The organism is Cellulomonas algicola (assembly GCF_003851725.1).
GTDB classification, from domain to species: domain Bacteria; phylum Actinomycetota; class Actinomycetes; order Actinomycetales; family Cellulomonadaceae; genus Cellulomonas; species Cellulomonas algicola.
This window is the reverse complement of sequence record NZ_BHYL01000225.1, coordinates 1-13040: the sequence shown is the minus strand read 5'-3', so window position 1 is coordinate 13040 and position 13040 is coordinate 1. Positions and strand designations below refer to the sequence as shown.

At 73.1% G+C, this 13040-nt stretch carries 9 protein-coding genes; 5 read left to right on the top strand and 4 right to left on the bottom strand.

Going from position 1 to position 13040, the window contains the following annotated elements; genetic code table 11:
- Positions 1-39 precede the first annotated feature (39 nt).
- From CTKZ_RS14175 to CTKZ_RS14160, 4 genes are all read right to left on the bottom strand, one after another.
- Positions 40-1659, bottom strand: a complete 1620-nt coding sequence (locus CTKZ_RS14175; RefSeq protein WP_124343555.1) for a beta-1,3-glucanase family protein — start codon at positions 1657-1659, stop codon at positions 40-42.
- Positions 1660-2125: 466 nt separating this feature from the next.
- Positions 2126-3076 carry a hypothetical protein gene (locus CTKZ_RS14170; protein WP_124343554.1) on the bottom strand — a complete coding sequence of 317 codons (951 nt, stop codon included), beginning with the start codon at positions 3074-3076 and terminating at the stop codon, positions 2126-2128.
- 229 nt (positions 3077-3305) lie between these two features.
- Positions 3306-4457, bottom strand: a complete 1152-nt coding sequence (locus tag CTKZ_RS14165; protein WP_124343553.1) for a Gfo/Idh/MocA family protein — start codon at positions 4455-4457, stop codon at positions 3306-3308.
- Positions 4454-6421, bottom strand: coding sequence for a DUF6807 family protein (locus CTKZ_RS14160; protein ID WP_124343552.1), 1968 nt, complete (start codon positions 6419-6421; stop codon positions 4454-4456). Before CTKZ_RS14160 ends, CTKZ_RS14165 begins: the two co-directional genes overlap by 4 nt.
- A 187-nt stretch (positions 6422-6608) precedes the next feature.
- Here CTKZ_RS14160 and CTKZ_RS14155 point away from each other — a divergent pair, with 187 nt between their 5' ends.
- From CTKZ_RS14155 to CTKZ_RS14135, 5 genes are all read left to right on the top strand, one after another.
- Positions 6609-7556 carry a carbohydrate ABC transporter permease gene (locus tag CTKZ_RS14155; protein ID WP_124343551.1) on the top strand — a complete coding sequence of 316 codons (948 nt, stop codon included), beginning with the start codon at positions 6609-6611 and terminating at the stop codon, positions 7554-7556.
- Positions 7549-8487 carry a carbohydrate ABC transporter permease gene (locus CTKZ_RS14150; RefSeq protein ID WP_124343550.1) on the top strand — a complete coding sequence of 313 codons (939 nt, stop codon included), beginning with the start codon at positions 7549-7551 and terminating at the stop codon, positions 8485-8487. The genes CTKZ_RS14155 and CTKZ_RS14150 overlap by 8 nt, the downstream gene beginning before the upstream one ends.
- A 63-nt stretch (positions 8488-8550) precedes the next feature.
- Positions 8551-9879, top strand: a complete 1329-nt coding sequence (locus tag CTKZ_RS14145) for an ABC transporter substrate-binding protein (protein ID WP_124343549.1) — start codon at positions 8551-8553, stop codon at positions 9877-9879.
- A gap of 252 nt (positions 9880-10131) precedes the next feature.
- Positions 10132-11418: an MIR domain-containing protein gene (locus CTKZ_RS14140; RefSeq protein WP_124343548.1), complete on the top strand. Its 1287-nt coding sequence runs from the start codon at positions 10132-10134 to the stop codon at positions 11416-11418.
- 378 nt (positions 11419-11796) lie between these two features.
- The gene (locus tag CTKZ_RS14135; RefSeq protein ID WP_124343547.1) at positions 11797-12927 is read left to right on the top strand and encodes an ABC transporter substrate-binding protein; all 1131 of its coding nucleotides are present in this window, start codon (positions 11797-11799) and stop codon (positions 12925-12927) included.
- Positions 12928-13040: the final 113 nt, after the last annotated feature.

Below are 13040 nucleotides of genomic sequence, written 5' to 3'. Positions count from 1 at the left end.
TCAGCGCGACGCCCTCCCCGTCGCCGCGCGCGTGCACCGTCAGCGCAGCGTCCACCGCTGCGCGCCGCTGCCGTTGCAGTCCCAGATCTGCACCTGCGTGCCGGCGGTCGTCGACCCGCTGGGGATGTCGAGGCACCGGCCGGACTGCGGGTTGCGGTACGACCCGTTCGACTGCGGGATCCACACCTGAGCACCCGTGCTGTTGCAGTCCCAGAGCTGGACCTTGGTGCCGTTGCCCGTGGCGCCGCCCGCGATGTCGAGGCACTTGCCCTGCACGCGCAGCGTGCTGCCCGCCTCGACGAACGACCACTGCTGAGCGACCGTGCCGTTGCAGCCCCAGATCTGGATCTTGTTGCCGTTGGTCGTGCTCCGGTTGTCGTTGTCCAGGCACATGCCGTTGGCGTTGACGAACGCACCGGCGGTCGTCCCGCCGCCACCGCCACCGCCGCCGCCCGTGCCGCCTCCGGTGAACGGGCTGAGGACCAGGCCGGCCGAGCGCGGGTCCCCGTCGTGCACGAGCGACTCGAATGCGCCGACGTCGTCGAACGCGAACGCGTACGCCTTGCCGTCGGCCATCGCGGCGTGGATCGCCTTGGCGTACTGGTTGGTGGGGTTGCTCTTGTAGAAGTCGGCCGCGTTGGTGCTCGGCTGCGTGTCGATCGTGCCGAGCGTCCCGCGGTTGAGCGCCGCACACAGCGTGCGGGCGATCGGCCCGACGACCTGGTCGTTCGGCGCGTGCAGGTTGCCGTCGCAGCCCCAGACGTCGGCGCTGCTGGGCTTGGTGAACGACGCGACCTGTGCGCCCGAGGCGTTCGTGAACCGCATGACGTTCCCGCTGGTCCGCCCGAAGTACTTGAGGTTCGGCTGGTCGCCGAACGGGACGACGGTCAGCGTCTTCGACGTGTACGCGTTCCACGCGGACGTGATGTACGGGTCGAGGTACGTGGCGCTCAGCAGGCCGGTCCCGGCCGCCTTGCCCGGCGCGAGGACACGCAGCACCGTGCCGTCGGACCTCGTCACGACCGAACCCGACCAGCCCGGCTGCGCCTTGAGCGCGTTGATGACCTGGTCGCGGCCGTTCGCGACGACGTCGCCCGTCCGCTTCGTCGCGCCGCTCGCGCCCGTGACCGTCACGGCGTGCGGGATCGCGAACATGTCGACCTGCGAGCTGTTCAGCCACAGGCCGGCGTCGTTGTAGGTGAGCTCGCTCCAGTCGAACAGCACGTCGCGGCTCGCGTCGCCGCCCGCCCACGGCGCGGGCTGGACGAGCCCGTCGGGCGTGAGGAAGAACGGCAGCTTGGCGCCCATCGAGAAGTAGATGCGACCGGAGAACCCGCGGGGCACGTTGATGGTCCGCGTGCTCCCGTTGGCGGGACCCGCGATGGAGACGTCGGGGGCCGGCGACGGCGGGTTGGACCCGGCGGGCCACGGCGTGAAGGCGCCGCTCGCGTTGACGTACCCGAGCCGGCCCGTCGCGAGGTTGGTGCCGAGCACGTACAGGTGGACCGCGTCGCCGCGTCCCGTGCTGTTGGTGACGGTGACGGGCAGCACCGACGGGCCGACGGCCTGGGCGGCCGTGGTGCCGGTGAGCGTGAGGGGGACCGCGAGGGTCGCCGCGGCGAGGACGCCGACGAGCGCTCTCAGTCTGCCGATCTGCATCTGATGACCTTCCGGGGGAGGTGGTCGGGAGGTGTCCGCCCGCGCCGGTGCGGCGCGGGAACGATGACACGTGTCACCCGACCGTCGTCGCGATGCCGCTCGAGCGTCGTGGCGTGGCCGGGCGCGTCGAGAGGGACGGTCGTCCCACTCGTGAGGCGCTCCGCAGGGGGAGGGCGTGCGGGTCCTGCACCCCGCTCCGGCGACGGTCACCGGGCGGGCGTCGTTCCCCGCGCCGACATCGGGTCGCCGCGGGTGCGCGCCGCTCGTCGGCCGGGCGTCGGTGCCCGGCGACGGTCGGCCGCGGTGCTGCCACGTCACCTGCCGACGAGCCTGATCAGCACCATCGTTGGTTACTGACAAGCAGGTAAGCGCGATGACCCGAGTCATCCTGTCGTTCACCCGAATGGCCGTCAAGGCGACGACGCCCGCCCGCACGGCCGGTCACCCGGGAGCGTGACCCCCGGCGTCAGCCCGTCGACCACCCGCACGACGCACCCACGAGGTCGTACACCGACCCGCGCAACGCGTCCGACGACGGCACGTAGAACACCGGCTGCTCGACCCCGTCGACCCGCGCGTGCACACCGAAGAACGTGCCGCGCTTGTCCTCGGCGACCGCGTGCGGGTCGCACCGGCTCGGCACGACCGGCAGCACGACCGCCGTCCCGCCGTCGAGCGCCGCGGTGTCCACCGCGACCCGCCAGTCGTTCGTCAGGTCCGCCGGGATCACCAGGTTCGTCCGGTCCACCTGCCACACCTCGACGCGCGGGCCGCCCGCGACCGGCTCGACGTGCAGCGTCAGGCTCCCGACCACGCGCCCGTCGACCGGGTGCCGGGGCAGGTCGTCGTCGAGCCACAACCGTGCCCCAGCCGCCACGGCGAGCGTCGCGCAGTCCTCCCCGCGGATCCGCGCGAGGTGCCCCTGCGGGTCCTCCGGCGTCACGACGACCGTCCCCGCGCGACCCTCCGCGTCCACCACCTCGAGCGCGACCTCGGCCGGGCCGGTACCGTCGGCCGTGTCCGGGCAGACCGGGTCGCCGAGCTGGACCGACAGGTCGCGGTCGACGCCTGCCCGGACCTCGCGTCCCTTGGCGCTCGACGCGTCCCCCTCGACGGTCGGCGAGCGCAGCGTCGCCCGCTCGACGGTCAGGTCGACGGTGCCGGTGTTCGCGACGCGGACCTGCACCACCCGCCGGCCCCAGTCGGCGCGCGACTGCCGGATCTCGACCGCGAGCGCCGCGGCCACGTCGTCGGGCAGCGCCGCGGCCGTCCCCCGAGCGGCGGCGCCGGTCGAGCCGGACACCCCGGGCGTCCCGTCGCCGCCGGACCGGTCGCGTCCGCCGTCGCCCGTGCAGCCCGCGACCACCGCCGCGACGACGAGCACCGCGACGGCCGCACCATCGGCCCACCGCCTCACGCGGCGATCCTCGCGCACCGCGCCCACCCCGTCACCTGCCGAGCCGAGCACTCACCCGCCGTGCCGAGCCGCCGCTCACCGCGCCACGCCGCACCCTCCGCGCCGAGCCGCCGCTCATCGCGGCAGTCCGCACCCTCCGCGCCCAGCCGCCACCCTCCTCGCCGGGGTCGTGCGCTCTCGTCCGAGATCGTGAGGTGGACCCACGAGCTCGCCACGAAGGTCCGGGTGGTCAGACGTCCCGGGTCCAGGGGGCGCCGAGGGCGGTGAACGTCCGGCCCTCGGCGGCGACGCGCTCACACCAGTCGGCGACGTCGGTGACGACCGGCCAGGCGTCGAGCCCGCTGCCCCGCCACGTGACGTGGTCGGCGGCGATCGCCGTCGGGTCGGGCGCGCTCCGCACGGCCTCGAGGACGCGCATGAACGCGCCGGTGTCGGCGACGGAGCAGCGGAGCGGCACGTCGTCGGACCGGCGGGCGTCGAGCAGCTGCGTGAGGAGGTCGACACGCCCGGTGGTGATGCGGCGCGTGCCACGCGGCGAGCGGACCTCGATCGCGTCCTGCTCGTAGTAGAGGGTCAGCGACCCCTGCGACCCCGTGACGACGACGCGGGAGGGGGTGCGCTCGGCCGCGCAGAGCGAGAGCCCGGCGGCCACGCGCAGGCCCGACCGGGTCGTGACGACGACCGCGGACGTGTCGTCGGCCTCGATGTCGTGCGCGTGGAACAGGTCGACCTCGACGTCGGCGACGTCCTCGACGGTCCGCGCCCCGGCGACGAGCAGTGCGGTCGCGACCGCGTGCGCGAGCGGGTTGGTGACGACCCCGTCGACGACCTCGACGCCGTCGAGCGTGCGACGTCCGGCCCACGCGGCGCGCTGGTAGTAGGCGACGGTGCGGACCCAGGTGCCGACGGCCCCGACGGACACGACGTCGCCGAGCTCGCCGGACGCGACGATCCGCACGACCTCGTCGACGGCGCCCGACCCGAACGTCTGGAACCCGACCTGGCAGCGGCGGCCGGTCTCGGCGACGACGTCCAGCAGGGCCGCGTGCTCGGCGAGCGACGCGGTCGTCGGCTTCTCGAGCAGCACGTCGCACCCGGCGCGCAGCGCGGCGGACGCGAGCGGCAGGTGCGTGGGGATGGGCGTGGACAGCACGACGACGTCGGGCCGCTGGACCTCGAGCAGCGCGTCGAGCGACGGGAACCACGGGGTGCCGGGCGGCACGTCGGCGACGCCGTCGACGGGTCGCGGGTCGACGACTCCGGACAGCACGGCCCGCCGGTCGGTGGCGAGCGCGGCGACGCGCCGGACGTGCGACGCGCCGTGCCCGTGCACCCCGACGACGGCCACGCGCGCGAGGTCGAGCGCGGCGGGCGCGCTCACGCCCACACCTCGGCGGCGAGCGCGGCGGCCTCGTCCTGGGTGAGGGCGCGGTCGACGACGACGGCGGCGAGCCCGGCGCGCAGCACGTCGCCCGCGGGCACCGCGACGGGTGCGTCCCACGCGAGCGCAGGCCCGGCGCCGACGTACTCGGCGACGCGCACGAACCACGGTCGCGCCTCGTCGGCGCCCTGGACCAGCAGCAGCGTGGTGGTGCGCGCCTCGCGCCGCTGGACGAACGCGAGCCACGGCGACCGGCTGCCGTGCACGGCCTCCTCACCGACGAGCCCTTCCCCGAGGACGGTCGTGAGGTCGGCGGACGGCAGCCGCCAGAACAGCCCGCCGTACCCGGCGCCGGGGCGGCCGTTGGTCGCGGGGCTCTCGATCCGCAGGTCGCCGTGCTCGGCGCGCAGCTCGGTGGTCCAGCGCAGCGCCCAGCCGCGCTCGTCGGGCAGAGCGCGGGCGCTGAGCCGGCGGTCCTCGCGCAGCAGCGGGCGGTCGCGCTCGTCGCGCCACAGCACGTCGTCGACCAGCGTGGAGCCGTCGTCGTCGAGCCGGACGCCGGTCGACACCTGGCGGCCGTGGTTCGGCAGGAGGGTCGGGCCCTCGTCGCGCAGGAAGGTGCGGCCGCCCCAGTAGGACGTGCCGTTGACGACGGGCACCGCGACGGAGACGCCGTAGTGGTGCCGGTGGTCGACGGGGCTGGTCTGCGTGAGGGCGGTCCCGGCGGCGGTGTGCACGGGGTGCAGGAACGGCCGCGGCGAGTGCACGGGCGGGATCGTGTCACCGGGCTCGTAGCGCGCGAGCGGCGTCGCGGCGCCGGGGCGGGCGCCGGTGCGGACGGTGGCGGACAGCACGTGCGCACGTCCGTCGGTGCTCCAGCGCGGGGCGGACTGCACGTGCGGCTCTCCCGGACGGTCGGTGACGGGCTGGGTGCGGCGGCGCAGCCGGACCGCGGGCGGCACGGGGCCGGTGCTGGCGCGCACGGCGAGCAGCGGGCGGATCAGCGGCGGGGTGGGGTCGACGTCGTCGCCCGCGGCGGACCGGCGCAGGTGCTCCCACGCGAGGCGGCCGAGCTCGACCTGGGGGACGGTCGCGGTCGTGAGCGACGGGGTCGCGTACCGCGCGAGCTCGATGTCGTCGAAGCCCGTGATCGAGATGTCTCCGGGGACGGCGACGCCGAGCTCGTTGAGCCGCGCGAGCAGGCCGAACGCGACGAGGTCGTTGTAGGCGACGACGGCGGTGGCGCGCGACGCGAGCACGTCCTGCGCGGCGGCGTACCCGGAGTCGACGGACGAGCCGGCGGGCATCTCGGACAGGCGCAGGTCCTCGCGGCGGGCGGCGGCGACGCGCAGCGCCTCGAGCCGGGCGGAGTGCGACGCGCTGCTGGTCGGGCCGGCCAGGTAGAGCAGGTGCCGGTGCCCGAGCCGTGCGAGGTGGTCGACGATCTGCTCGATGCCGTCGGCGTAGTCGATGCCGAGCGTCGGGGTGGTGCCGTCGGGCGCGCGGTTGACGACGACGACGGGCGCGATCTCCGGGAGCAGCGCGCGCAGCGTCGGCTCGGGCATGCGCGGGGAGACGAGGACGACGGCGTCGCAGCGCAGCCGTGCGTCGAGCGCGACCTTCTCCTCGTCGACGCTGTCCTCGGCGGTGTCGGCCACCAGCACGCGGTAGCCGCTCTCGGACGCCGCGGAGGCGACCCCGCGGAGCACCTGCTGGAACATCGGGTTGGCGAGGTCGGGCACGACGACGGCGACGGTCTCGGTACGGCCCAGCGACAGGCTGCGCGCGACGTTGCTCGGCCGGTAGTGGAGCTGGTCGGCGACCTCGCGCACACGGGACGCCAGCTCGGCGTCGACGGTCGTCCGGCCGTTCATCACGCGCGAGACCGTGGCGCGCGAGACCCCCGCGATGCGCGCGACCTCCGCGATGGTCGGCGCGGATCGCGCCCACCCGTTCTGCGTCACTGCAGTCCTCCACCGGGTCGTTCCCGTCCGACCCGCGGGGCACGCGTTGCTCGACCCCCCGGGTACGGTTCGTGGCCGAACATACACCACAGGAAACCGGTTCCCAAGGCGTTCGTCCGGTGCTACGGTACCCAATCGGGAACCGGTTTCCCGCTGCAACGCCGATGCACAACGAGGTGGTCGACGCATGTCGGTAGTAAGTGAGTTCCGGCGAACGACCGGGAAGCGAGGAGCCGCGGGCGCCGCCCGTGGCGTCACGGGACGGGGCGACGGCAAGGTCGCCGCGATCTTCCTGGCGCCGTGGTTCCTCGGGTTGTTCCTCATCACCATCGGGCCGATGGTGATGTCGCTCTACCTGTCCTTCACGGAGTACCGGCTGCTCAAGCCGCCGACGTGGATCGGGCTGGAGAACTACACGCGGATGTTCGAGGACCCCCGGCTCCTCAACTCCCTCAAGGTCACGTTCACGTACGTGCTGACGGCGGTCCCGCTGCAGCTGATCGTCGCCCTCGGGCTCGCGATGCTGCTCGACCGCGGGCTGCGCGGCCTGTCGTTCTACCGCTCCGTGTTCTACCTGCCGTCGCTGCTCGGCGGCTCGGTCGCCGTCGCGATCCTCTGGCGGCAGGTGTTCGGCGCGGAGGGCCTCGTCAACGCGTTCCTCGCGCTGTTCGGCGTCCAGGGCAAGGGGTGGGTCTCCGACCCCGACACCGCGCTGTGGACGCTCGTCGCCCTGCACGTCTGGACGTTCGGCGCCCCGATGATCATCTTCCTCGCGGGCCTGCGGCAGATCCCGGAGATGTACTACGAGGCCGCGTCGATCGACGGCGCCGGCAAGGTGCGGCAGTTCCGCAGCATCACCATCCCGCTGCTCACGCCGATCATCTTCTTCAACCTCGTGCTCCAGGTCATCGGCGCGTTCCAGAGCTTCACGCAGGCGTTCGTCGTCTCCGGCGGCACCGGCGGACCGGCCGACTCGACGATGTTCTACACGCTCTACCTCTACCAGAAGGGCTTCACGGCCCTGCAGATGGGCTACGCCTCCGCGATGGCGTGGCTGCTGGTGCTCATCGTCGCCGCCATGACGGCACTCAACTTCCTCGCCTCCAAGTATTGGGTCTTCTACGGTGATGACTGACCTCCAGATGCGCCCCGACCCCGCTGCCGGCGTCCACGCCTCGCGCGCCGACGCCCGCCACGACGGCGGCAAGACGCCTGTCCTGCGCACCCGCTCCCCCTGGCCGTCCCGTTGGCGCGCGTTCCTCAAGCACGTGGGCCTGATCGCGCTCGCGCTGATCATGCTGTACCCGCTGATCTGGCTGCTGGTGAGCTCGTTCAAGCCGAGCGAGCTGATCTTCCGGGACGTGTCGCTCATCCCGTCGGAGATCGACACCACCAACTACACGGCGGGGTGGAACGCGCTGCAGTACCCGTTCAGCCGCTACCTGCTGAACTCGGCGCTCATCGTCCTCGGCTCGCTCCTCGGGAACCTCGTGAGCTGCTCGATGGCGGCCTACGCGTTCGCACGGCTGCAGTTCAAGGGCCGCCAGCTGTGGTTCGCGATCATGCTCATGTCGATCATGCTGCCGATCCACGTGATCATCGTCCCGCAGTACGTGCTGTTCTCCCGGCTCGAGTGGATCAACACGTTCCTGCCGCTGATCGTGCCGAAGCTGCTGGCCACGGACGCGTTCTTCATCTTCCTCATGGTCCAGTTCTTCCGCGGCATCCCGAAGGAGCTGGACGAGGCCGCGCGCCTCGACGGCGCCGGGCACGGCCGCATCTACCTGCAGATCATGCTGCCGCTGTCGATGCCGGCCCTCGCGACGACCGCGATCTTCACGTTCATCTGGACGTGGAACGACTTCTTCAGCCAGCTCATCTTCCTCACGAGACCGGACATGTACACGGCTCCGGTCGCCCTGCGCACGTTCATCGACGCCACGGGCCAGAGCTCGTGGGGGCCGATGTTCGCGATGTCGATCGTCTCCCTCCTGCCCGTCTTCCTCGCGTTCCTCTTCGGCCAGAAGTACCTGGTCAAGGGCATCGCGACGACAGGCATCAAGTAGCACCCGGGCTCGCGCCCGGCCGCAGTGACCAGCACACCGACGTCCTCGTCACGAAGGAGAACCATGCGCCACCGTCCCGCCCTCCGCGGCCGGACCGCCGTCCTGCGGTCCGCTGCACTGCTCGCCGTCGGGGCCCTCGCCCTGACCGCCTGCGCCGGGTCCGACGAGCCCGCCGCCGAGGCCACCTCGTCCGGGCCGCCCGAGCCCGTCGAGATCCGCTTCTCGTGGTGGGGCTCCGACACCCGCCACGAGCTCACCCAGCAGGTGCTCGACAAGTTCACCGAGAAGTACCCGCACATCACGGTGGTGCCGGACTACACGGACTGGAACTCGTACTTCGACAAGCTGAGCACCGGCGTCGCCGGCGGTGACGCCCCCGACGTCATCACGCAGGAGGAGCGCTACCTGGCGGACTACGCGTCGCAGGGCGTGCTGGCCGACCTCAACGAGCTCGACCTCGACACCTCGAAGATCGACCCGAACGTGCTGCAGTCCGGCACGATCGACGACGCGCTCTACGGCGTCGCGACGGGCGTCAACGCGTACGCGATCGTCGCGGACCCCGAGGCGTTCGCCGCGGCGGGCGTCGAGATGCCCGACGACACCACGTGGACGTGGGAGGACTACGTCGACATCGCCAACGAGATCTCGGCGAAGACGGGCAAGGCGATCTACGGCGCGCAGGACTACGGGTTCAACGAGCCCGGGTTCTCGATCTTCGCGCGGCAGCGCGGCGAGTCCCTCTACAACGAGGACGGCGAGGTCGGCTACAAGGAGTCGACGCTGGCCGACTGGTGGCAGTACTCGCTCGACCTGCAGGCCGGCGGCGGCACGCCCGACGCGGCCCTCACGGTCGAGACCGACGCGGGCGGCCCCGAGCAGTCCCTCGTCGGCACCAACAAGGGCGCCATGGCGTGGTTCTGGACCAACCAGCTCACCGCCATCACGACCGCGTCGGGCCGCCCGCTCCAGCTGCTGCGCGTCCCCGGCGAGTCGGAGGAGGAGCGCACCGGCATGTACTTCAAGCCGGCCATGTTCTACTCCGTCTCCGCGAAGTCGCAGCACCCGGAGGAGGCCAAGCTCCTCGTCGACTTCCTGCTGAACGACCCGGCCGCCGGCGAGATCCTGCTGTCCGACCGCGGCCTGCCCGCCAACACCGACGTCCGCGCCGCGGTGCAGGACAAGTTCAACGACACCGACAAGCAGGCCGCCGAGTTCCTCGCGAGCCTCGAGGGCGACATCGTCGACGGTCCCGTCGTGCCGCCGGTGGGTGCGGGCGAGGTCGCCGGCATCACCAAGCGCATCAACGAGGAGGTCCTCTTCGGGCGCCTCACGCCCGAGCAGGCCGCGAAGCAGTTCACCGACGAGGTGAAGCTGGCCATCGGCCAGTAGTCGTCAGGCTCGACGCCGGCCCGACCGCCGGCACGCACGGTCCCGACGGGGCGGTCCGCACGCAGCGGGCCGCCCCGTCGGGCGTCCTCGGGGGTGACCGGCGACGGCGCGCGGGGGCTGCCCCGTCCGCCGTATCAGCTGCGGCGGCGCGCGCTCCTGCACGGTGCCAGGGTGGGTGCTGGCAGGTCCGCCGGGACCCGCCCGCCACACCGCGCGACGACAGGGCCCGAGCGGCCGACGAAGGACCCGACGATGCCCGACCCGCACCCCCCGGTCCCGTCGCCGTCACCGCTGCCCCCGCCCGTCCCCACCGACGACGACACGCGTGCGCAGCACCGTGTCGACTTCAACCCGGCGGTGCACGGGTTCGCGTTCCCGAACGCGTTCGTCGACGAGCTCATCACGCTGCCCAACGGCACGACGATCACCACGGCGGGTCGGTGCGGCGGCATGTCCTACGCGGCGCTGGACTACTTCGTCTCGGGCCGTCCCGTCCCCCGCTGGTCCGCGGACCTGTACGCGCCCGACCGGGTCCCGCCGGACGAGAACTGGCTCGCGAAGTACGTCCACGACCGCCAGCTCCAGTCGTTCCTCACAGGCTCGGCGACGAAGTTCCTCACGTGGACGCTGCACTCGGACGACGAGACGTGGGTGTTCAAGGGCGTGAGCCGCTGGACGAAGGAGGAGGAGGTCCCGCGGGTCGTCGCGTCCGTCGACGCGGGCCGGCCGGTCGTCCTGGGCCTCGTCGTGGCGCGGTCGCTCGCGAAGGTCGGCGACAACCACCAGGTCGTCGCGTACGGGTACGACGTGGACCGCGCGACGGGCCGCGTCGCGCTCCAGGTGTACGACCCGAACTCGCCGGGCCGCGAGGTCGTCTTCACGTCGGAGCCCGGGCAGAAGGACTGGTCGGCGTCGAACGGCCGCCGCTGGCGCGGGTTCTTCGTGCAGGACTACACGCCGAAGCCGCCGCGCGTGCTCACGCGCACGGCACCGTCCCGCGACCGACAGGTGAGCACCGGGGACGTCGTCAAGCTGTCGCACGTCTGGACGGGCCGTTCGCTGCACTCGCACGGGCTCGCGTGGACGCACGCGGGCACGTCGGGGCAGCAGCAGGTCACGGCGTTCGACGGGTCCGACGACAACGACCTGTGGCGGCTCGCGGCTCCGCACGGCAACGCGGCCGCGGTCGGCGACGGGCACGCGCTGCGGCACGGCGACGTGCTGCGGCTGCGGCACGTCGAGACCGGCCGGAACCTGCACAGCCACCGGGGCTTCCCGTCGCCGCTCACGGGTCAGCAGGAGGTCACGGCGTTCGGCCGGGACGGCGTGGGCGACGGGGGCGACGACTGGCGTGTCGAGGTGGACGGCGGCGGGCGCTGGCGTGCGGGGTCGCGCGTCCGGCTCGTGCACGTCGCGACGGGTGTGGCGCTGCACTCGCACCGGCGCTCGGACCCGCAGCTCACGGCCGGCCAGCAGGAGGTCACGGGCTTCACTGGGCGGGACGGCAACGACTGGTGGACGGTCCTCGAGGTGCGCTGACGCGGCCCTGCCCTCACAGCGGTGGCGGTGCTCATGAGAAATCCCGACTCAACATCTCAGGATTTGGGAGGGGGCTTCTCACCCCTCGGAGGTGCTGACACGGTGTTCCCCATGTCGTCCCGTCGAGCACTCGCCGCCGCAGCCCCGCTGCCCGTGGCCCGCTCGTGTCGGGCGTGTCCCGCCTGTCGGTGACCGACGACCACGCCGTCGTCGACCGCTGACCGGTCCGCGGCGCCCCCACGCCGCGCACGACGGCTCCTCAGGACCGTCGTCGCCCTCAGCCCGAGGGCCCCTCTCCCCCGCGCACCACCAGCACCGACCGCCGCACGCCCGCAGGGGGCCGCGGTGCGATCCGTCCTGCCGTCGAGAGGCACACGCATGTCCACCCGTACCCGCCGGACCCGTCCGGCACCCCGCACGGCGGCCCTCGCCGCCGCCCGGCCCCGGCTCGCCGCCGCGGTGCTCGCCACCGCGCTGGCCGGTGCGCTCGCCGCGTGCTCCGGCGCGAGCGCCCAGACGACCGGCGACGACCCGACCGCCGCGTCCGGCGACCTGCCGACCGAGATCCCCGCCGGCACATCGCTGGTCATCGGCGACCCCGTCACGCAGAAGGCGGTCGAGATCGCCGGCGGAGACCTCGACGCGGACCTCGGCTTCGAGATCGAGTGGGCGAACGTGTCCGGAGGCCCCGCGACGACCGAGGCGTTCCGCGCCGGGTCGCTCGACGTCGGTTCGGTCGCGGACATCCCGCCGATCCACGCGACCTGGACGGGCCTCGACGTGCGGATCATCGCCGCGTCGTACCGCCAGGACTGGGAGGACTTCCCGATCTACGAGTTCGGCGTCGCACCCGGCGTCGAGGGCGTGGACTCGCTCGAGGACTTCGCGGGCCACCGCATCGCGTACAGCCCGGGCCAGGCGCAGGGCGTCATCGTGCTGCGCGCACTGCAGAAGGCGGGCCTCGACCTCGACGACGTCGAGCTCGTCGAGCTGCCCAGCACGGGCGACGTCTACCCGACGGCGCTCGCCGCGGGCGAGGTCGACATCGCGCCCATCGGCGGCGTGCAGATCGCGCGGTACGTCGACCAGTACGGCAAGGACGGCGCGCACACCGTCACGCACGGCCTGCGCGACGACCCGGGCGTGCTCTACGTCCCGACGTCGACGCTCGACGACCCCGCGAAGGCCGCGGCGCTGCGCGCGTACGTCCGGCTGTGGGCGCAGGCCAAGCTGTGGGTCGAGGACCACCCCGACGAGTGGGTGCAGGGGTACTACGTCGAGGACCAGGGCCTGTCCGAGGAGGACGGCCGCTACCTCGTCGAGCACGCCGGCACGCCCGACATCCCCGCCGACTGGACCGAGGCGATCGAGCGCCACCAGGAGACGATCGACCTGCTCGCCGAGGCCACCGGCAACGACCCGATCGACGCGCCCGACCTGTGGGACCAGCGGTTCGCGCCGGTCGTCGCGGAGGCCGTCGAGGAGTACCGGGCGGGGGCGAGCAGCTGATGTCGGTCCTCACCGCACCCCGGGCGCTCGCGTCGCCGCGCCCGCTCGCGCGCCCGGCGACCAGCCGCCGCCGCGCCACCCGCCGGCTCGGCCCCGGCCGCAGCATCCCCGGC